Source organism: Maridesulfovibrio sp. (genome assembly GCF_963676065.1).
Taxonomy (GTDB): Bacteria; Desulfobacterota; Desulfovibrionia; order Desulfovibrionales; family Desulfovibrionaceae; genus Maridesulfovibrio.
In genome coordinates, this window is the sequence record NZ_OY780933.1 from 1,974,785 (window position 1) to 1,994,044 (window position 19,260).

Below are 19,260 nucleotides of genomic sequence, written 5' to 3' on the forward strand. Positions count from 1 at the left end.
AAACAAGAAGACAGAAAAATGATTAACGCCGAATATACATCCGAAGAATATTCCAGATTCAAAACTGTGGAGCATCAAAAAAATCTACCTGCTATCCCGCCGGAGGCAAAGCCGGACTGGAGTGAGGTTTTCACGATTGAAATCAGAGAAAATAACGACAGGCTTCTTCCGCTTTCATTGGCCGAAGGCCAGATTCTCGTACGCCCGGCCTATTTTTCGGCAGGAATCGAAAAAGCGTTGCCGGATTGTTACGCACGGGATGAAATACGCAAAAGGCTGCTTGTCGCTAACTCCCTGCTGCCAAAGGGATTGCGTCTTATCATTCTGGATGCATGGCGCAGCAAGGAAACTCAAACGGCTCTTTTCACCGCTTGCAGCAAGGCTCTTGAGAAGGCTTATCCTGATATTGAAGCCGATAAGATTGTTAAAATGACGGAAGAATTTGTCGCTCCGCCGAGCCTAAGCAGCGAACGTCCTTCCCCTCATGCTACAGGGGGAGCTGTCGACCTGACTATTGCTTCAGTGGACGGAGTCCCCTTGCATATGGGGGCGCCCTTCGATTATCCAGGTCCGGTCTCCAATACCCGTTACTATGAAGAACGGGTTGAAAAGGGCGAGAGGGTAACTGATCTGGAGCAGGAGGCGTTGCTCAATAGGCGTCTTCTTTATGATGTGATGATTAAGGCCGGTTTCGTTAATTACCACGGCGAATGGTGGCATTTTGAATACGGAACCCAGAGATGGGGATTTTTAAAAGGCATACCGCACGCTTTATACGGGCCTAGGATTATCACTCTGAACACTTTTGAGGCGCTGGTCCCCTGTTCGTCTGGAAACGATATTACCACTCTGGTTACGGCCGGAGGGTAGGCAGAGTAAGGGGTTTAAGTTTAGTGTAATAACTAGACTTTCGGACTTGCGTCCCTGCTTGCAGTGTAGATCCAAATTTGATCTATCGGGCTTACAGCCTTTTGTTTGTAAGCCTCCTTTCATCTGCCTTAACGAAAAAATGTGGTACAAATGAGCTAGCACACAAAAAGGACTTAGAAATTTGTTTCTAAGTCCTTTTTGTGTTTCTGGTAGGCACGAGCAGCTTTGAACTGCTGATCTCTTGCGTGTCAAGTACAGGGTAACGGTCTTAATGGCTCGAATTAATTGTTTTTAGGGGGCAACATTTTTCAATGATGTTATAGGCTTTGGTTCAACAAGCTCCTACATCCCGGAAATTCCAACCCTGAATCAGCAGATTATACAAAATCTTAGCAGATTTTTTTGTAGCTGAATTAGCTGTTCAGAAAGTGTTGTGGATTATTCTTCGTTATAAAAGAATTCTTGGCATGCTTGACTTTTATTCCTAAATGCTGTTTTTCAAAATCAAACATCAGATGTTCTGATGTTTAGCGTTATGAAAAAGCAACCCAAAAATAAACAGCATTTACATTCAGGAGTATTTAAATGGAGTATTTTCGCTATGGTTCAAAAGTATTGATCAGACTTGACCCGGGTGAAGAAATCATTACCTGCATGACCTCTATCTGCGAGAAGGAAGATATCCGGCTTGGTATTGTTTCCGGGATTGGGGCGGTCAACAAGGCTACGGTCGGGTTGTTCAACCCGGCAACCAAAAAATATTTTTCCGCTACCCTTGAAAAATATTTTGAAATTACGAGCCTGACAGGTAATATCTCTCAAATGAATGGCGAAGTATATTTGCATCTGCATGCAACGCTTGCCGACATAGAGCATAAAGCTTTCGGAGGACATCTGAATGCTGCCATAGTCAGTGCTACAGCGGAAATATGGATTGATCTCGTGGAAGGTTCAGCCGATCGTCAATTAAGCGAGAAGGTCGGATTGAATTTGCTTAAATTCTAAGATGCTCTGTGGGGTGATTAGACCTGATTTCAGTCATCATCTTAGATACTTACATACGTATTGGAAACTGATGGTCTGGAAGCATTGCTTCCAGACCAAAGGATGCGATCTATTCTTTGTGAGCTTTAATGTCGATTTCCTGCATAGCGGATATTAGGTTCTTCCCCGCTACTTCAATGTGTTTTCCCATTGCCAATTGAGCAGCCTTGGAGTCCTGAGATTCAATCGCATTAATTATTGCTTCGTGTTCAGTTACAACATTCGCGAAGCCCCAGTCATGTTTTGCCTTTTGTTCCATCCAGTGGCGCATGGGAAGATTTAATTCCGAAAAAAATCTTATAAATATTGTGTTGTGACAGGAGTTTGCTACAGCCCTGTGAAATTCAAGATCAGCTTCAATAAGATCGTGATTATTTTTTTGGGCATGGATGATCTTATTGTGTTGTTTTTTTATTTCAGCAAGATCAGCAGCTGTAGCCCGTTCGGCAGCCAGTCGGGCAATGGTTTGCTCTATTTCTGACCTTGCCTCAACTAATTCACTGATTTTTTCCCGTCCCATGGTAATCAGGGATAAGCCGATTGATTTTGAGTTCTCCGTCGCTTCCGTTATTCTTGTTCCCTGTCCCGGGCGAACTGACAGAATTCCCAACAGTTCAAGCGCACCTACAGCTTCTCGTATTGAGCTTCTACCTACACCGAAACGTTTCATTAACTGGGGTTCGGGGGGGAGCTTATCTCCGGGGCAGAGTTCCCCGTTGGAAATGCGTTCAACTAGTTCTTCTATTATCTGGTCAGACAGTCGTTTGCGCTGAAGTTGCGTCTGGTTACTTCTCATTATTTCTGCTTTTTTTTTAAAGTTTAGTAGCTGTGCAATATTGGATTGTTAACATGTAAATTCTCTTTTCCCTATCATATTGACAATTCAGCAAAGAGGCAATATTTATTCATCATAACATCAGATGTTATGATGTTAGCGATACAGTGCAATACTTGAAGTGCAAATAAACTTTGCAGCTGAATCCATCTTGTAGTGGGGATTTTCAAAAGGAGTAACGGACATGAGTAAGAAGATTGGTTGGATCGGAACAGGGGTTATGGGGGCTTCTATGTGTATGCATCTGCTCAAAGCCGGGAACGAGGCATTTGTTTACAATCGAACTAAGTCGAAAGCTGATGGACTCGTGGCTGAAGGGGCCGTGTGGTGTGAATCTCCGGCAGAAGTTGCGAAAAACGCGGACATCATTTTTAGCATAGTCGGTTATCCTTCTGATGTGGAAGAGACCATTTTGGGACAAAATGGTGTTCTTGCTAATGCGGTTGAAGGTAAAATTATCGTAGATATGACAACTTCTGATCCTTCTCTTGCTGAGCGGATTGCCCGGGAAGCGGCAGCAAAAGGAGTGGAAGCACTTGACGCTCCTGTGTCCGGAGGTGATGTCGGAGCCCGTGATGCTACTTTGGCTATTATGGTTGGGGGAGCGGAAGAAACTTTCGATAAGGTAAAGAGTCTTTTTGAAATAATGGGTGAAAACATTCAATATCGAGGAGCTTCCGGGGCCGGACAACATACTAAAATGTGTAATCAGATTTTGGTTGCAGGCACAATCGTCGGGTCTGTTGAGTCTTTGTTTTATGCCTATAAGTCCGGCATGGATCTAAATGAAGTAATTGATGTTATCGGCACCGGTGCTGCTGCCTCTGTCTGCATAAATGGTCTGGGGAGGCGCATTGCAAACAGTGATTTTGATCCCGGATTTTACATTAAGCATTTTGTCAAAGATATGGGAATTGCTTTGGATGAGGCAAAGCGGATGAATATTTCTCTGCCGGGACTAGCTCTCGCCAATCGGGTTTATACTTTGGCAATGGATTTGGGGTATGAAGATCTGGGAATTCAGGGACTGTTTAAAGTTTTTGAACAATGTGATGTGAGCCACCCCTTGGCAAGTAAGATTAAAAGATTACCCATAGTCTAGAATAGAAGGGAGCGTCAGAAAATGATGCTCCCTTTCTTTTTGGCAATTGAAAATAAAACATCAAATCAACCATGCTGCCGTAGCGGGAGACGGGGAGATACCGAGTAATCAGATGGAGAGTATTCAAGTAAGCAGGGTAATCAGGGGATGAAAACTGTTCGCTCAAACAAGCTCTAACACTTTGGTGATCACTTCCCTGAATCAGCAGATCATACAAAAACCTTCATACATTTTCTTAATCATTTTTCTTCAACATACGGTCAACAATGGTTGACCGTTCGGTTGACCGTCCCGGTTGATCCTGTTTTTCGGGGATGATTCTGGGGCTCGTGGAGTGGGGTTGAGACAATTTTAAAAAGTTCATTTTTTCTTTCAAGGCGGACCTGAGTTAGCTGACTCAGGTCCGTTTTGCCATTTAATTTTGAGGTCAAAAGGGAGAGCTGCTTTGGATCATAATGATTCAGGATATTCCCCAACAACCTTAAAAACTGGAGGAAAGAATGAAGTCTTTCACCAGTTATCGGATGGAGCTTAGATCCTGCAGTGAACTGACAACCGGTCTGGTGTTGTACGGAGAAACTGAGCCTGCAGAGATGCAGATTGAAAATCTCTGGAAAATTGTTGACCGCAGAACCGACGAAGAATTGGTAGAGCCGAAGCGTGATCTTTCGGAGTTTGAAACTGGCGATATACTCTATCCTACCATGCGTAAGCCTGATGTTCAGGCTAGATGGGATCAAAAACAGCGTGAATATGAATCCGCAAAAGAACAGTATTCCCGTATCAAGCGGCTGTGTCATGCGCGGTTTATTAAGGAAAATCGACACTTACCATTGGCACAGGATTTGGCGAAAACAGATTACGGCAGAGATGTTCTTGCAGAAATGGATGCTGTTCAAACCGATTTTGTTGAGCATTGTGATCAAATACAGAAAAACAAACAGGCCTACCAGCCATATGCTCAAACTGGAACCGAAGAGAGCATCCATGATGAACTCGCCAAAGATGGTATTGAAGTTGATGCTGACGAAAAAGTTAGCGCCGTCAGTTTTAGCATTCCCGGAACTGATGAGCCATATACAATGCTGGCAACAGCACGTGACGAAAAATATCGTATAGTTGAGAGATTACTCGCGCTTGGGCCGAATGATCTCCATCTCCAATATGGATACGATGCAGGTGGTAGGCTGAATAAGGTTTGGGAGGGTAATCGTCTTGTTGAACAATATCAGTACGGAGAGCAGGGCGAGCGGTTGGTTTCTGAAACATTGCATTCTGATCGCAGATATTATGAGTATGACGATAAACTTCGACTCCTTAAAGCAGGTGATACCACATATACATACAATGCTTATGGAGGTCTGTCTGAGAAGAAAGTCAATAATAGGATTACCAAATACGAATACCTGACCAATGGTCAGCTGTATAAGGTTGTACTGCCTGATGGCCGGATTATTGAATATGTGTGCGATAAACATGGTGTGCGCACAGCCAAGAAAGTAAATGGTAAGGTTGTTGAAAAATTTAAATGGAAGGATTTCAGCACACTTGAAGCAATCACTGACGGTAAGGGTAAGAATAAAATAACTTTCACTCGCGATGAAGAATCCAGCCAGACAGACAGTCATGACATCTGAAGGGAAGAAGTTTTATCTGGCAGTTGATCCGGTCGGGTCGGTTTTTATGGTTGCTGATGATAAAGGAAATGAGATAAAGCGAATTATATATGATTCGTTTGGTAATGTGCTAATAGATACAAATGAGCAGTTTTGTCTGCCGCTAGGTTTTGCATCCGGGCTTACTGATAAAGATACCGGGTTGGTTCATTTCGGTTTCCGAGAATATGATCCTTCCATCGGCCGGTTTACTGCACAAGACCCACTTGGGTATGGCGGCGGGGATGGGGATTTTTTATAGATGGCAGGCTGGCGAGAAAGCATGCGATGCATGCAAAAAAAAGAATGGTAAATATTTTGATTCTCCTGCGGTTGAAAGACCACACCCTAATTGTAGGTGCCAGTTGATTAAATGTATCGTGTGGGAGAATATTCCAAAATGGGAGTTTGTGAAAGAAATTAAAACTGTTGATTACAAACCAATGTTTGCGGCCTTTGTAGGGGCGATAGGGAAAGCTTATTGGCGTAGGAGCTATATTGTGAAAGAGAAGTGTGACATAAAGAGGGTTCGGGAATGCGATTTCTCAGAAGTCATTTTATCTAAAAAGACTGACACTCGTGAAGTTCATAAAACAGATACTGTAACCACACGAGCATATAAAATTTTTCAAGGGGGTGACCCCGAAGTGGGAGATAGAGCATGGACTTTTCATCCAAGGACTGGGAAAAAAGTTGAAATACCTGTTAAGTAACTTTTTAATATTAATTTTGTTTATTTTTTTCTGGGGCCAGTTTGTTTATGCTGGCTCTGAAGCGATCCTTTTTTTAGGTCCTCCTCCGGGTAGAACCATAAAAATAAAATCAAGTGATTTTGGAATTATCACAAGGCGAATATGTACAAAGCTTGATGATGACGGAAGCTATGTTATTGAAGAGTGGACAAAGGCTCCTAAAGTAAGAAAAGTTTCACCGGGCGAGAGACTAAAAACTAAGCTTCCTGAAGGAGTTCGTTATGCGGATGATCTTCCGGAAGAAACAATGTATCGTTACAACCTCACAGCTGAAGATGGAAAATTAATTTTCAACAAGGGCAAAAAGAATGAAAATATTATTCTTGACTTAAATAATAAAGAATGGAGCCAGTATATTTGGTCTTCGACCGGGAAGATAAAAGCTGACTATGCGATTGTTAAAGAAGAGGAAAAAGTAGTTCTGGGTAAGTTACGCAATCTTGTACACGTTAAATATTCTTTTGATCTTGCAGGGATGCACTGTGAGGAGTTGTACGTAGTTGCTTCTGGGTTAGGTATAATTTATACGGAGAGTTTAGCTCCGGGGTCAAACAAGCTTACATCTACATTGGTTGAATAATAACAGTTTTAAGGCCAGTCTCTTAGAGGCTGGCTTTTTTGATCGCAATTTTTGTTTTAATGAGAGGAGGTGTACAGAGAGACCTCTTGCCTGAAAAGCAAGGTGTCAGGGAGTATATTGTTTTAGCGAAGAAACAATGTTTTTCGATATTTGGTCAATAAATACAGACTGATTTATTTCTCCGTGGCGCATGGCTATTGCCTCAGTCTGAGGTTAAAAAATAGCAGGGGTCAACATGTTGACCCTAAAATGTTGACCCTAAACGCAAAAAAGGACTCACGATTTACATCGTAAGTCCTTGAATTATCTGGTAGGCACGAGCAGCTTTGAACTGCTGACCTCTTGCGTGTCAAGCAAGCGCTCTCCCCCTGAGCTACGCGCCTATTTTGTGTCAACTCGGTGTCGACGAAGAAGGTTCTACGTAAGAGGGCTCTCACTGTCAAGCTGCTTTTAGACTTTTTTGGGTTATTCTGTTCCTTTTTCATAAGAATCAAATAGTTGTCGCATTTTAATCTTCCCTGTAGTTGACGGAAGATAGCTGCTTTTTGTGCAATATTTTATGCTCATCGGGAAGATATATGCTTGTTTATGCTTTTCTAAGGGATAGCTCTCTGTTACTAAGTTTTCTATGAGCGGGCAGAGTGAAGAAAAAATATATAAGATCGGGCAGGCGGCTAAGCTTGTGGGCCTGAAATCGTACGTGTTGCGGTTTTGGGAAGGTGAGTTTGAACAGCTTAAGCCTATCCGCACCCCTTCCGGGCAGCGTTTGTACAGCGAAGAACATATTGCGCTGATCAGCAGGATCAAAGCCCTGTTACATGATGAGGGGTTAACTATCGAGGGTGCTCGGAAGCGGCTTGATTCACCGGAAGATGCTTTCCAGGAAGTTTCGCAGGAGGCAGCGTCCACTGCGGAAACATTTTCGCAACTGCCGCTCTTCAGTCATGATGATTCTGAGTCCGGGCAATGCAGAGAACTCCTGAAAGAAGTTCGGGATGAATTGCTGGATATAAAGGATTTGTTGGGCTGAAAATATTTTTCGTGAAAAGGTAACGGGCAAGTATAACTTAAATAGTTATACTTGCCCGTTACCTTTTCTGTTGTCTATTTGTAGATCGGGAATTGGCGGGAATCCCTTGAATGCAGATATAGGCAGAAGGCCACAAAAGTAGCTATGAATCCCGGTAGCATAGGTTCCCAGGGGATTTTATAAAAAACAGGAATGACCATGGAAGATCCGTATAGGGTGGCAAAGCAGGCCAGAAAAGAAAGATAAAATGATCTGGATAAGGCTCCAGCTGCTGCAATGGCTATTCCGGTCCAAAATATTTTTTCGGGCATGATGTACGGATTAATGGTGTAGACCTTCCACGAAATGAGCATAGTACCACCGGCGATGAGCGCTTCAATCGCGGGAGAAAATTTATTCTGATTCATTATATGCATGATTGAGCGCGGTAGCAGGAAGCATGAGTATACACAGAGCCCCAGCGTCAGGGGAAAAATGTAGAAAAACGCTTCGGTCATATAAGCCGGGTCAGGGTTGGGGTTGAGCATATTTAGCAGAAATCCCTGATGATGCGCATAGAAACAAAACGAGCCGATTAGTACGGCAACACTTGGCCAGAGTATAGCTCCGGGTACTTTCCTATGTGGCTTGAGGTTGAATTTTTTGGCTATCACAAGTGGTATTATTCCCCCGAAAATCGCCATATGTCCGAGGCAGAAATAGAGCAGGGTGGTATCGCTCATTTTACGGGCGAATCTGTGCCCTAGGAGTCTTGGCCACTCTGAGCCGATCAGACTATCCAGCAATCCCGGAAGTTTAGCCATGGTGAATAGGTATAATGCATATGCGAAAAGGCTTGCCAGTAGTAAATTCAACTTATTTTTCATGGGGATTATTTGCCTGATTCTACGACGCTTGGCAAATGCTTATTGGTGCTATTGGCGTAAATAATAGTTTGCTTTGGTGTGAATATGTTTTTGATATTATTAATTTGATTTTTCTTGCTGAGAGGATATATTCAAGGCGTGGTTCTATTAATAATAAATTAGTTTTTATAAACGCTGTTCATGACCGATGCTAAACGGAGTGTTTAATAATGAGTAAAGTTGTAAAAATTTTAGTGGCAACAGTGACTGCACTGGTCCTCCTCGTGGGCGTGGGCATGGTTCTGGCCGTTATTCTGATTAATCCCAATGACTATAAAGGGGAAATTTCAGATGCTGTGCGAGATAAGACCGGACGTGAACTTGTCTTTGACGGAGATCTAGAGCTTTCAGTCTTTCCGTGGATTGGAGTTAAAACCGGAGGCATAAGTCTCTCCAATGCTCCGGGATTTTCGGAAAAGAATATGCTCAAACTTAAATCTGCCGAAGTGAGCCTGAGGTTGCTTCCCCTTATTTCCGGTAATGTGGAGCTGGGTAATGTGGATGTCGCTGACCTGCAGCTTTTTCTGATGCGTAATAAAGATGGTGTCACCAACTGGGACGACCTTGCCGGGTCCGATAAAAAGAAAGTAAAGCAGGATGAGCCTTCGTCATCGGGCGCTTCTTCTTTGAACCTATCCGTTGGTGGAGTGAATATTAATGATGCCCGCATTGTTTGGGATGACCGTCAGGAAGATGTGCGGCAGGCAGTGGATGATTGCGATATCGTGGTCGAAGGTTTCACTCCCGGAGAGCCATTCTCTTTTGATGTGCATGTCGCGGTGTCCTCAACCAAGCCCGAAGTCAAGGCGGATATCAAGACTTCCGGTAAGGCTTCATTGTCCGAAGATTTCAAACAGATCGGGGTAAAAGGTTTAAGTGTTACTGTGGATGCTGAAGGCAAGGCTGTTCCCGGCGGTAAGAGTCAGGTTCGGCTGTCCGGTGATGCCGCAGTGGATATGCTGAAGGGCGTTGCAGATGTTTCCGGTCTGAATCTTGCCGCATACGGCATGACAGCGCAGGGTAATCTTACTGCCAAGGGGCTTAACTCCAAGTCCATGAAATTCTCCGGTGATATGACCATTCCCGGATTCAATCTCAAGGATACTCTGGATAAAATGGGGATGAGCCTCAAGACGGCGGACAGTAAGGCTCTGACTTCTGTAGGAATGAGTTTCAATTACGCGGGTTCGCCCAAGTCTCTTGAGGTTACTGACCTACAGGTTAATCTTGATGAAACAACGATCAAGGGAATGTTTTCATTTGCCGATCCTGAGCGGCCGAATATTGTGACCCAATTGGGTATTGATAAGATAAATGTTGATAATTACCTGCCTCCTGCCGGTGAGAAAAAGACTGAAGCAAAAGAGGAAAAAACTGATCAGGCGAAGGAAGGTAAAGGCAGCGAGCAGCTCATTCCTGTGGATATGCTGCGCAAGCTGACTCTCAAAGCGGAGCTGAATATTAAACATCTTATAGCCAAAAAAGCAGAGATTGATAGTCTTGTAGTACGCGCCCGGGCTAAAGACGGGGTTTTGACCGTGAAACCAGCTTCTTTCAATTTGGCCAAGGGAGCGTTCACCTCCTCGGCTGTGGTTGATGTACGCGGCCAGTCTCCGCTTATGTCGGTTACTGCCGGCTTGACCGGTCTGGACGGCGGCGAACTGTCCCGTCAGATGACCGGGCAGGATAAGTTTTCCGGAATGATGAACTTTAATACCGGGCTTAAAACGCGCGGTAACGATATGAAGACCATATATGCGAATTTGAACGGCAAGCTCGGTTTCAAAGTACTGGACGGTTATGTCTCCGGTTTTGACCTGATCTATCTTGCCGGTGACGCCTTCTCCGTATTGACAGGCGGTGTTTTCGGCAAGCGGGATAGTAAACGTACTGAGTTCGGTGAGGTGTCCGCCACAGCGAATATTAAAAATGGTATTGCCGATAACCGGGATCTCCTGCTGAAATCTCCGCTGCTGCGTGCGGTGGGAGCCGGAACACTTGATCTGAACACCATGATTGTTGATTACGGTCTGGACGCTAAAGTCGTCGGTTCATTTGAAGGGCAGGGCGGCAAAAGCATGGATGATCTGGTCGGCTTGACCGTGCCGATGACAATCAAGGGCGATGTGGCTGATCCTTCGATAATGGTCGATCTGCCTCGTTTCGCGGCTGTTCTGGCTAAATCAGGATTTAAGATCGCCGGTAGTGTTATCGAAGGCGTAGGTGATGTCCTTGAAGGAATCGGAAAATCCTTGAGCGGCGGTAAGGCCGGTTCGGGAGATAAAACTGATAAAAATCCGGTTCAAAAGCTTGGTGGAGCAATTAAGAATTTATTTTAACTTTTCGTTATTATTAAATAAAAAATGTTAAGAGGGCCGTCCTATTTTTTAGGACGGCCCGTTTTTTTTGAAACTGACATGGTCTGGCAGAGAGTGTCCTTTTTCATGTGTAGTCTATATCTAATTGAGTATAACTATACGGAGATAGATAAATGAGGGAGAATGCACTCTACGATGTTTTGGTTCGTGAAATGAACCATGTGAAATCCGGAATGAAGTGTCCGGAGAAGGCGGCTTTAAGTGTGGTGAGTGAATTTGCCCATGAAAGCGTTTATGTTTCAAATAGATTTCTGAAACGTGCCGGGCTGGCCGCAAAAGTGGCACAGCTTAAGGATTACGGAGTGGAGACCTGTGATATCGCGGAAAGGTTGGGGATCAGTAAGCGTCATGTGCGCCGGTTGTATGCCTCACTGAAAAACTGACGGAACATCTTGCATGGAGGGGAGAGGAGGATAGGGACAGGTGATTAACAATCACCTGTCCCTGTAATTTTATTAGGTCCAATCGAGAATTACTTTTCCGGACTGGCCGCTGCGCATAACATCAAAACCTTTCTGGAAGTCTTCGATTTTGAAGTGATGGGTTATGGCAGAAGTTACATCAAGGTTGGACTGAAGCATGGAAGCCATTTTGTACCATGTTTCGAACATTTCCCTTCCGTATATGCCTTTGAGTTTCAGCCCCTTGAACACAACCTGATTCCAGTCGATGGCAGTGTTGTCGGGCAGAATTCCCAGAAGGGCTATGTTGCCGCCATGGTTCATTTTTTCGAGCATTATTCCGAATGCCGCGGGACTGCCGGACATTTCAAGACCGACGTCAAAGCCTTCAGTCATATCCAGTTCGGCCATTACGTCTTCAAGGTTTTCATTGGTCACGTTTACGGTGCGGCTTGCCCCCATTTTTCCGGCAAGTTCCAGCCGGTAATCATTGAGGTCGGTGATGACAATATGCCTTGCTCCGGCATGACGGGCTATGGCCACGGCCATAATGCCTATAGGTCCGGCTCCGGTGATGAGCACATCTTCACCTACCAGATCAAATGAAAGGGCGGTATGGGTCGCATTTCCCAGAGGATCGAGAATGGAGGCAACATCATCGGTGATGGCGTCGTTCAGTTTGAATACGTTGGAAGCGGGAATGCAGACGTACTCTGCAAAGCATCCTGGTCTGTTTACGCCTACGCCTATGGTGTTACGGCAGAGGTGGCGTTTACCCGCACGGCAGTTGCGGCAGTGTCCGCAGGTTACGTGTCCTTCAGCGGAAACACGGTCGCCGAGTGCCAGTCCCTGAACTTCGCCGCCCATTTTTTCAATGGTGCCGACAAATTCGTGCCCCACGACCATAGGTACGGGAATGGTCTGCTGTGCCCAGCTATCCCAATTGTAAATATGGACATCGGTGCCGCAGATGGCGGTCTTCTTAACCTTGATCAGGACATCGTTGTGTCCGCACTCAGGTATGGAAACCTCTTCCATCCAGAGGCCTTCTTCGGATTTGCTTTTTACGAGAGCTTTCATTTTATTCATTATATTAAGCCTTGGTCCTATTTGATTATTTTAAGTTCACGGCCTACTTTGATGAATGCATCAACAGCCTTATTAACCTGCTCCGGTGTATGGGCAGCGGACATCTGTGTTCTGATCCGGGCCTGCCCGCGTGGAACTACAGGAAAGCTGAATCCTATAACATAAATGCCTTCCTTGAGCAGTCCTGCGGCCATCTTCTGAGCCAGAACCGCGTCCCCGAGCATAACCGGGATAATTGGGTGATTGCCCGGCACGAGGTCGAATCCGGCCTCCTCCATGCGGGTGCGGAATATGCGGCTGTTCTCATTGAGACGCTCACGCAGTTCCGGTTTCGCGTCTATCATGTCCAGAACCGCGATGGAAGTGGAAGCGATAACCGGGGCAAGGGTGTTGGAAAAAAGGTAAGGACGTGATCTCTGACGCAACCATTCAATGATTTCCTTGCGTCCAGAAGTGTACCCCCCGGAAGCACCTCCGAGTGCTTTGCCGAGAGTTCCGGTTATGATGTCCACACGGTCAAGTACACCACAGTATTCAGGGGTGCCCTTTCCGTTTTCACCGATGAATCCCACAGCATGAGAATCATCCACCATAACCAATGCTTCGTATTTATCGGCAAGATCACAAATGGATTTGAGGTCGGCGATGATGCCGTCCATGGAGAATACTCCGTCAGTTACGATCAGCTTGTAGCGGCATCCTTCGGCAGCTTTAAGCTGTTTTTCGAGGTCGGCCATATCGTTGTTGTTATAACGGAAGCGCTGGGCCTTGCACAGGCGCACGCCGTCGATGATGGAAGCGTGGTTCAGAGAGTCGCTGATGACAGCATCTTCATTAGAAAGGATAGTTTCAAAGAGGCCGCCGTTGGCATCAAAGCAGGAGCTGTAAAGAATGGTGTCTTCGGTTTTGAGAAATTCGCTGATTTTAACTTCCAGCGCTTTGTGCACATCCTGTGTTCCGCAGATAAAGCGCACGGAAGAAAGTCCGAATCCATATTTGTCGAGCGCCTTTTTGCCGGTCTCGATCAGTTCAGGATTATTTGCCAGTCCCAGATAGTTGTTGGCGCAGAAATTGAGAACTTCCTGACCGCCCTTAACCGAAATAAGGGCCTGCTGCTGGGATGTGATGATTCTTTCATCTTTGTAAAGGCCGTTTGCTTTCAGCTCTTCTGTCTGGGCTGAAAGTGCCTGAAGTAAATTATTTTTCATATACGTTTCTCCCGTCCGGATTTAGTGTTGCTGCGCTTTATTTAAAAAACAACATGCTTAATTGTGTCAAGCAAAAAATAAACTGAAAATATTATGATAAAAATAAAAAAACATGCGATTAATTGAAGAATGTGTTTTGAAAACACGTATTGACGGATTTGTTATTTTTTTCCTATGTATGTTTCGTTAAATGATAAAAAGTGAATTTATTTTTAGTAAAGGAGAGTTCCGGTGAAAGAGCGTCCTCTAGTACTTGATGATGTAGATCGTAAAATTATTGAAGAATTGCAGCGCAATGGTCGCGAATCGTATAAGAATATCGCCCGTAAGCTTGGAGTTTCAGATGGTACTGTGCGCCTGCGCACAGAGCGAATGATCAAAAATGATTATTTGAGAATTACCGCTTCCGTTAACCCTCTCTACTTTGAAAACAGTCTTATTGCTATGATCGGCGTTAACCTCGAGGAGCGGGCAACCCCGGAAATAATGGAAGCAATTTCCAAAGTGTCCGGAGTGCAGTCCGTTATGAACGTTTCCGGACGGTTTGATCTGCTGCTTGAGGTCTTTGTTCCCTCCCGAAATGCATTCCGTCAGTTTCTGGTAGATGACCTTTCCAGTATAGGCGGCGTCAAGTCTACGGAATCATTTATGTTTCTTGAGGCTGTTAATAAATGGGCCGAACACAAGGAGTAGCACAGAGCTGCTCTTTCTACGGTTTTACCAAATTTGGTATTGCCGTTTTTGTGAGGGCTGCTCTTTAGTTGCCTGTCCTGAAATACTCCACTCAATGCCGGATCTGCGTAGTCCAGCTTTTTTTGATGGCCGGTATCGGCGATTATTCTGAAGCTGGAGTCTTCGTCTGCGTTTGCTGTTTAGGTCCTATTCCCACCTTGTTTTTATCTTTTATTTTGATGGCTGAGAAGGTCTTTAGATCTTCTTGAGCACATTTCTGCATTGTTTTTTCGCCTTATCGATGTGTCTGGCAATTTAGAGCAAGGGAAACGTTCCGCCCTGTGCGAAGAACTCCGGGATCATAAATTGATGATATGTTCATTCCTGCGTAAGACTGATGACAGAATAGTTATTCTTTCATTTCTGTGATATCCAACCGATTATAGTCTCGGCTGCTATCGTGGCAGGACATGATAACTTTCTTCAGTGCCGGAGAAGGAAGCAATTCGTCGGAGGTTTGCCGGACCGCCTTACTTAGTCCTCGGAGTCCTTTTTCATAATCTTTTATGACAAAAGAATCTTTTATCCTTTAGCAATTTATGGCATTATGTACTATCGTGATTCTTCTTGAAACTGTTTTATCCCTATGACCTTACTCTGGTGGAAAATATGGTTAGATTTTTAAAAATACGGAAGGGACATGTCTTACCGTATAAGCTCCTTGTATATATTTTAATTTGCAGCTCCTTTTTTACACTTCTTGGCACCAGCTTCCAGCTTTATGTGGAGTATCGTAGCGATGTAAGTGATATTCAGAAGGGTTTTGAACAGATTGAAAACAGTTACGTGAATACGATAGCGGCCAGTCTGTGGGATATTAATATTGATCACGTTAAGATTCAGCTTGAAGGAGCCTTGAAACTTCCAGGAATGCGATACCTTGAGGTGGTGGAGATGTCATTCGGCGCAGCAGGGCCTGTGGCTTCCGTTGGTGAGATTCCGAAAAACGAAGATATCATAGAGAAAAAGTTTCCGTTAATCCACGTTATCGATGGCAAGAGTGTGGAGGTGGGGCAGCTGCGTGCTATTGCCGATCTTAATAATGTTTTCAAGCGGCTGGAAATGCGCGTTTTTGTGGTCTTGCTTACGCAGGCGGTCAAGACATTTCTGGTGGCCTTGTTTATCTTGATGATTATACATTATATGATTACCCGCCATTTGCAGAGAATGGCCGAGTATGTTCAGGAGCTGGACCTCAGCACCCTTGACCGGGAGTTGGTTCTCAACAGGCGCCGAAGAAATGTCATGCCTGATGAAATTGATCGGGTGGTAGATGCTTTCAATGAAATGCGGCTTAATCTGATAGGGGATATCGCTGAACGAAAGAAGGTTGAAGAAGCCCTGCGTCAGTCGAATATGATTGTCGAAAAAAGTCCCATGGTCCTTTTCAAATGGCGCAATGAAGAAGGCTGGCCTGTGGAACTTGTCTCCCAGAATGTGAGCCAGCTGGGATTTAAAGCCGAAGATTTTATGTCCGGTAGGATTAAATATATTGATGTGATTCATCCCGATGATATTGGTAAGGTTGGGGAAGAAGTTAAAACTTGTGTTGAGAACGGGGTTAACCATTTCAATCAGGAGTATCGTATCATCGACCCGACAGGCCGGGCTTACTGGATTGCCGACAGTACTGTTGTAGTAAGAGATTCCGAAGGTGAAGTTACATCTTATATGGGTATAGCTTATGACTTTACCGAGAAAAAAGTAGCTGAAAACGAGTTGGCCCGCTTACGCAATCTCTTGAAAAATACAATTGATTCCATGCCGACTATACTGGTCGGTGTTGATGAAAAGTTGCGAATCAATCAATGGAACAGGTCGGCAGAAGAAGAAACCGGACTGAATTACGATCAGGTTCAAGGTAAACCCTTGTTTGAAATTTTTCCGGAACTTAATGCAGAGAAGGGATTGATTCTGGATTCTATTGCGAAGCTTGAAGTTCGTGAAAAGAACAAGATACCTTTTAATGCGGACGGTCATATACAATATAAAAATATAAAGATTTATCCTTTACTTGAGAGTGGTGAAGGCCGCGATGCCGTAGTTCTCATTGACGATGTGACTATTAAGTCCCGTCTTGAGGATATGATGATCCAGACAGAAAAGATGATGTCTGTAGGCGGTCTGGCTGCCGGAATGGCCCATGAGATCAACAATCCTCTGGGGGCGGTTCTTTCCGGTGTTCAGGGAACTGAAAGGAGGTTGTCACCTTCTCTTAAGAAAAATTTGGAAGTTGCGGCCGAGCTTGGGCTGGATCTGAATAAAGTCCATCAATATATGGATAGGCGTGGGATTCTCGGCTATCTGCGCGGCATAAGCGATGCCGGACGCCGGGCCGCATCAATCGTCCGTAATATGCTTGAGTTTAGCCGTAAGAGCGAATCCTCCCGTACGAATGCTCAGGTCAGAGGTGTTCTTGAAAAGGCTTTGAGCCTTGCTGAGAATGATTACGACCTAAAGAAAAAATATGATTTTAAGGTTATCGAGATCCGTCGGGATTACGAACAGAATCTGCCGGCTATCAATATCACAGAGACAGAGATAGAGCAGGTCTTCCTGAATATTTTCAAAAATGCTGCCCAGGCCATGTCCGATAAGGAATATGGAGATGAACGTCCTACCCTGACCTTGAGGACCCGCAAGGATGGGGAGTTCGTGCGCGTTGAAGTGGAAGATAATGGCCCGGGTATGGACGAGGATGTTCGCAAAAGAGCCTTTGAGCCATTTTATACCACCAAGAGGGTCGGTTTAGGGACCGGGCTTGGGCTTTCCGTTTCCTATTTTATTATTACCCGAAATCATGAGGGTGATTTTATTGTTGAATCGGAAGAAGGCAAGGGGTCGAAGTTCATCATCAGACTGCCTATTTCAAAAGAAGGGTAAGGGTAAATGTTTTGATCTGATAGTCGGTGGTTAATTTCAAATTGGATCGTCTTTTACAGGCCCGCTCTAACTCTGTAGGGCGGGCTTTTCTTGTGATGATTCTGCCGAGGTCGTTCTTTTTACAGCTAAGAGATTTTCTCGGGGTATGATGTTTGTTGCGCAGATGTGTAATGTGAGCTGACTCAATGCATAAAAGAATAATTTGGGTGTGCTAAATTATTTATACTGTTGTATTTAATGATATGTTGTATAAAATTAAGCATTGTTTTGTGGTCTTGATGCTCTGTGATTTTGTGTCTGCTTAGTTGCTGAGAATTTATACTTATTTGCTGTGTTCTTTGGATAATATATTGTTGCAGTGTGTGTTTTGTTCCTTGCTATCATGTTGAAAAGTAGATAGGTTTCGCTCTTGAAGAGTTAATGTGCTTCTTATGTATTAAATACATAAGTCCGGCTTTAATCTGAGGGGGAAATCTATGGTTGCCAGTGGTGGACTGAAGAGACGTGTTTTGCGGGACGACGTTGTTGAGCATATCGTAGACAGTATTTTGAATGGGGCGCTGAAGCCAGGAGAGAAAATTATTGAAACCAGAATCTCTCGTGAGCTGCAGGTCAGCCAGGGGGCAGTGCGGGAAGCTATCAGGGATTTGACAGCCCGGGGTTTCGTAGAAACCGAACCGTATAAAGGGTCTCGGGTTAAAGTTCTTTCTTCCGATGAATTATATGAATATTTCGCGGTCAGAAGTGAGCTGGAATCTTTGGCTCTTGGTTGGGGGTTCAAGGTTGACCGGATTGATGTCGAAAGTCTGGCTGGAATCGTTGAAAAAATGTTCTCAGGAATTGAGCAACAAGATATATTTACCATAGGTAAGGCTGATCTGGATTTTCATAGAACCATCATGGAAAGTGCCGGAAACGGTTCCCTTGTCCGCTCATGGGAAGTGCTGGCCAATGATTACTGGATTTTTACACTTGTTAAAGATTATTTTGAAAAGGGAATGGACCTTGGCGATCATGCCCGGAAGCATAAAGACATTTTAGATGCCATCAGCGCCGGTGATGTTGACCTGATGAAAGATAAGATGAAAAATCACTTTTTGTACTAAGTTTTATACGGTTGAAAGTCACGGCTAGCGCATGGCCGCGGCTATTTGCTTTCTTTGCCTGAGGTATTTGTTCTGGCGGGTGGAGCGGATGAAAGATTTTACTCCCTTTACGCCGTTTATCCCTGTTGCTATTTTTCCGGCAGTGATTGCTTCATTTATATCTGCCACTCTGCCCATAAGTACCACATTGCACTGCACTGATTTTACAGCAATGTTCGTGCCCCATACCGAATCATCATTTAGAAGGGCGCTTTTTACTGCCATTTGGATCATGTAGTCGTCAGCCTTATCACACGCGTTATCATTCTCTGGAAAAAGGTAAGTTGTCAGTGAGTTCACGTTCTTGTTCTTACGGACAATTTTGCGGATGTGCTGAAAATCTTCCTTTTCGTCATATACACCGACCACATAAACATGCCCGTTATATGCGTAGGTGCTAAGGTCTAGGATGTTCAGTTTTTTTTCATTTAGGATTTCAGACTGGATGCCGGCCTCAATCATTTCATCTTCAATAATAGTCTGGAATCCGCGTTCGTCCGCGCCGATGGCGTAAGCGTTGTATACTGTTCCGACTGATGACGGGATCATGAATGGTCCCGGCAGTGGTGGAATAAGTACTGAAGCGGAACATCCGCTCATAAGAGTCAAGGCTGTCAGGGCAAGGCAAATAAATAGTTTTCGCATCTCGTA

The 19,260-nt window shown here is 44.5% G+C and carries 18 protein-coding genes and 1 tRNA gene; 13 read left to right on the plus strand and 6 right to left on the minus strand.

Going from position 1 to position 19,260, the window contains the following annotated elements:
* Positions 1 to 18: 18 nt before the first annotated feature.
* Both ACKU35_RS08810 and ACKU35_RS08815 read left to right on the plus strand, forming a co-directional pair.
* Positions 19 to 870 carry a M15 family metallopeptidase gene (locus ACKU35_RS08810; RefSeq protein ID WP_319765093.1) on the plus strand — a complete coding sequence of 284 codons (852 nt, stop codon included), beginning with the start codon at positions 19 to 21 and terminating at the stop codon, positions 868 to 870.
* A 585-nt stretch (positions 871 to 1,455) separates the two neighbouring features.
* Entirely contained in the window at positions 1,456 to 1,875 is a 420-nt protein-coding gene (locus ACKU35_RS08815) for a PPC domain-containing DNA-binding protein (RefSeq protein ID WP_319765095.1), read from the plus strand.
* A gap of 109 nt (positions 1,876 to 1,984) precedes the next feature.
* Here the strand turns inward: ACKU35_RS08815 and ACKU35_RS08820 are convergent, their stop codons facing one another.
* Entirely contained in the window at positions 1,985 to 2,710 is a 726-nt protein-coding gene (locus ACKU35_RS08820) for a FadR/GntR family transcriptional regulator (RefSeq protein ID WP_319765096.1), read from the minus strand.
* A gap of 223 nt (positions 2,711 to 2,933) precedes the next feature.
* Between ACKU35_RS08820 and ACKU35_RS08825 the strand changes: the two genes are divergently transcribed.
* From ACKU35_RS08825 to ACKU35_RS08845, 5 genes are all read left to right on the plus strand, one after another.
* The gene (locus ACKU35_RS08825) at positions 2,934 to 3,851 is read left to right on the plus strand and encodes an NAD(P)-dependent oxidoreductase (protein WP_319765098.1); all 918 of its coding nucleotides are present in this window, start codon (positions 2,934 to 2,936) and stop codon (positions 3,849 to 3,851) included.
* A 500-nt stretch (positions 3,852 to 4,351) separates the two neighbouring features.
* On the plus strand, positions 4,352 to 5,488 hold the full coding sequence (locus tag ACKU35_RS08830; protein ID WP_319765100.1) for a hypothetical protein: 1,137 nt from the start codon (positions 4,352 to 4,354) through the stop codon (positions 5,486 to 5,488).
* Positions 5,478 to 5,768 carry an RHS repeat-associated core domain-containing protein gene (locus ACKU35_RS08835; RefSeq protein ID WP_319765102.1) on the plus strand — a complete coding sequence of 97 codons (291 nt, stop codon included), beginning with the start codon at positions 5,478 to 5,480 and terminating at the stop codon, positions 5,766 to 5,768. The genes ACKU35_RS08830 and ACKU35_RS08835 overlap by 11 nt, the downstream gene beginning before the upstream one ends.
* Positions 5,752 to 6,219, plus strand: coding sequence for a hypothetical protein (locus ACKU35_RS08840; RefSeq protein WP_319765104.1), 468 nt, complete (start codon positions 5,752 to 5,754; stop codon positions 6,217 to 6,219). Before ACKU35_RS08835 ends, ACKU35_RS08840 begins: the two co-directional genes overlap by 17 nt.
* Positions 6,200 to 6,838 (plus strand): hypothetical protein, encoded by a 639-nt coding sequence (locus tag ACKU35_RS08845; RefSeq protein WP_319765106.1) that lies wholly within the window; start codon positions 6,200 to 6,202, stop codon positions 6,836 to 6,838. The genes ACKU35_RS08840 and ACKU35_RS08845 overlap by 20 nt, the downstream gene beginning before the upstream one ends.
* A 308-nt stretch (positions 6,839 to 7,146) precedes the next feature.
* Here the strand turns inward: ACKU35_RS08845 and ACKU35_RS08850 are convergent.
* Positions 7,147 to 7,221 (minus strand) — tRNA-Val (locus ACKU35_RS08850).
* 245 nt (positions 7,222 to 7,466) lie between these two features.
* Here ACKU35_RS08850 and ACKU35_RS08855 point away from each other — a divergent pair.
* The gene (locus tag ACKU35_RS08855; protein ID WP_319765108.1) at positions 7,467 to 7,868 is read left to right on the plus strand and encodes a MerR family transcriptional regulator; all 402 of its coding nucleotides are present in this window, start codon (positions 7,467 to 7,469) and stop codon (positions 7,866 to 7,868) included.
* A gap of 74 nt (positions 7,869 to 7,942) precedes the next feature.
* On the opposite strand, the gene ACKU35_RS08860 is transcribed toward ACKU35_RS08855, so the two are convergent.
* On the minus strand, positions 7,943 to 8,734 hold the full coding sequence (locus ACKU35_RS08860; protein ID WP_319765110.1) for a hypothetical protein: 792 nt from the start codon (positions 8,732 to 8,734) through the stop codon (positions 7,943 to 7,945).
* A 209-nt stretch (positions 8,735 to 8,943) separates the two neighbouring features.
* Here ACKU35_RS08860 and ACKU35_RS08865 point away from each other — a divergent pair, with 209 nt between their 5' ends.
* A complete protein-coding gene (locus ACKU35_RS08865; RefSeq protein WP_319765112.1) occupies positions 8,944 to 11,112 on the plus strand; it encodes an AsmA family protein in 2,169 nt (722 codons plus the stop codon).
* 152 nt (positions 11,113 to 11,264) lie between these two features.
* Positions 11,265 to 11,534, plus strand: coding sequence for a hypothetical protein (locus tag ACKU35_RS08870; RefSeq protein ID WP_319765114.1), 270 nt, complete (start codon positions 11,265 to 11,267; stop codon positions 11,532 to 11,534).
* A 72-nt stretch (positions 11,535 to 11,606) separates the two neighbouring features.
* Here the strand turns inward: ACKU35_RS08870 and tdh are convergent, their stop codons facing one another.
* Positions 11,607 to 12,632 carry an L-threonine 3-dehydrogenase gene (tdh, locus tag ACKU35_RS08875; RefSeq protein ID WP_407944206.1) on the minus strand — a complete coding sequence of 342 codons (1,026 nt, stop codon included), beginning with the start codon at positions 12,630 to 12,632 and terminating at the stop codon, positions 11,607 to 11,609.
* Between the two features lie 26 nt (positions 12,633 to 12,658).
* Positions 12,659 to 13,849 (minus strand): glycine C-acetyltransferase, encoded by a 1,191-nt coding sequence (locus tag ACKU35_RS08880; RefSeq protein WP_319765118.1) that lies wholly within the window; start codon positions 13,847 to 13,849, stop codon positions 12,659 to 12,661.
* Between the two features lie 231 nt (positions 13,850 to 14,080).
* Here ACKU35_RS08880 and ACKU35_RS08885 point away from each other — a divergent pair, with 231 nt between their 5' ends.
* From ACKU35_RS08885 to ACKU35_RS08895, 3 genes are all read left to right on the plus strand, one after another.
* Complete coding sequence (locus tag ACKU35_RS08885) at positions 14,081 to 14,542, plus strand: Lrp/AsnC family transcriptional regulator (RefSeq protein ID WP_319765120.1); 462 nt, start codon at positions 14,081 to 14,083, stop codon at positions 14,540 to 14,542.
* Positions 14,543 to 15,190: 648 nt separating this feature from the next.
* Entirely contained in the window at positions 15,191 to 17,464 is a 2,274-nt protein-coding gene (locus tag ACKU35_RS08890) for an ATP-binding protein (RefSeq protein WP_319765122.1), read from the plus strand.
* 476 nt (positions 17,465 to 17,940) lie between these two features.
* The gene (locus ACKU35_RS08895) at positions 17,941 to 18,570 is read left to right on the plus strand and encodes a GntR family transcriptional regulator (RefSeq protein WP_319765124.1); all 630 of its coding nucleotides are present in this window, start codon (positions 17,941 to 17,943) and stop codon (positions 18,568 to 18,570) included.
* Positions 18,571 to 18,594: 24 nt separating this feature from the next.
* Here the strand turns inward: ACKU35_RS08895 and ACKU35_RS08900 are convergent, their stop codons facing one another.
* The gene (locus ACKU35_RS08900; RefSeq protein ID WP_319765126.1) at positions 18,595 to 19,254 is read right to left on the minus strand and encodes a BON domain-containing protein; all 660 of its coding nucleotides are present in this window, start codon (positions 19,252 to 19,254) and stop codon (positions 18,595 to 18,597) included.
* Between the last annotated feature and the right edge of the window lie 6 nt (positions 19,255 to 19,260).

Excerpts from the sequence above, each read along its gene's own strand:
- tdh (WP_407944206.1), bottom strand. The coding sequence starts at position 12,632 with ATGAAAGCTCTCGTAAAAAGCAAATCCGAAGAAGGCCTCTGGATGGAA.
- ACKU35_RS08890 (WP_319765122.1), top strand. The coding sequence starts at position 15,191 with ATGGTTAGATTTTTAAAAATACGGAAGGGACATGTCTTACCGTATAAG.
- ACKU35_RS08810 (WP_319765093.1), top strand. The coding sequence starts at position 19 with ATGATTAACGCCGAATATACATCCGAAGAATATTCCAGATTCAAAACT.
- ACKU35_RS08840 (WP_319765104.1), top strand. The coding sequence starts at position 5,752 with ATGGGGATTTTTTATAGATGGCAGGCTGGCGAGAAAGCATGCGATGCA.
- ACKU35_RS08860 (WP_319765110.1), bottom strand. The coding sequence starts at position 8,734 with ATGAAAAATAAGTTGAATTTACTACTGGCAAGCCTTTTCGCATATGCA.
- ACKU35_RS08815 (WP_319765095.1), top strand. The coding sequence starts at position 1,456 with ATGGAGTATTTTCGCTATGGTTCAAAAGTATTGATCAGACTTGACCCG.
- ACKU35_RS08820 (WP_319765096.1), bottom strand. The coding sequence starts at position 2,710 with ATGAGAAGTAACCAGACGCAACTTCAGCGCAAACGACTGTCTGACCAG.
- ACKU35_RS08900 (WP_319765126.1), bottom strand. The coding sequence starts at position 19,254 with ATGCGAAAACTATTTATTTGCCTTGCCCTGACAGCCTTGACTCTTATG.
- ACKU35_RS08870 (WP_319765114.1), top strand. The coding sequence starts at position 11,265 with ATGAGGGAGAATGCACTCTACGATGTTTTGGTTCGTGAAATGAACCAT.
- ACKU35_RS08825 (WP_319765098.1), top strand. The coding sequence starts at position 2,934 with ATGAGTAAGAAGATTGGTTGGATCGGAACAGGGGTTATGGGGGCTTCT.
- ACKU35_RS08835 (WP_319765102.1), top strand. The coding sequence starts at position 5,478 with ATGACATCTGAAGGGAAGAAGTTTTATCTGGCAGTTGATCCGGTCGGG.
- ACKU35_RS08830 (WP_319765100.1), top strand. The coding sequence starts at position 4,352 with ATGAAGTCTTTCACCAGTTATCGGATGGAGCTTAGATCCTGCAGTGAA.
- ACKU35_RS08865 (WP_319765112.1), top strand. The coding sequence starts at position 8,944 with ATGAGTAAAGTTGTAAAAATTTTAGTGGCAACAGTGACTGCACTGGTC.
- ACKU35_RS08895 (WP_319765124.1), top strand. The coding sequence starts at position 17,941 with ATGGTTGCCAGTGGTGGACTGAAGAGACGTGTTTTGCGGGACGACGTT.
- ACKU35_RS08880 (WP_319765118.1), bottom strand. The coding sequence starts at position 13,849 with ATGAAAAATAATTTACTTCAGGCACTTTCAGCCCAGACAGAAGAGCTG.
- ACKU35_RS08855 (WP_319765108.1), top strand. The coding sequence starts at position 7,467 with ATGAGCGGGCAGAGTGAAGAAAAAATATATAAGATCGGGCAGGCGGCT.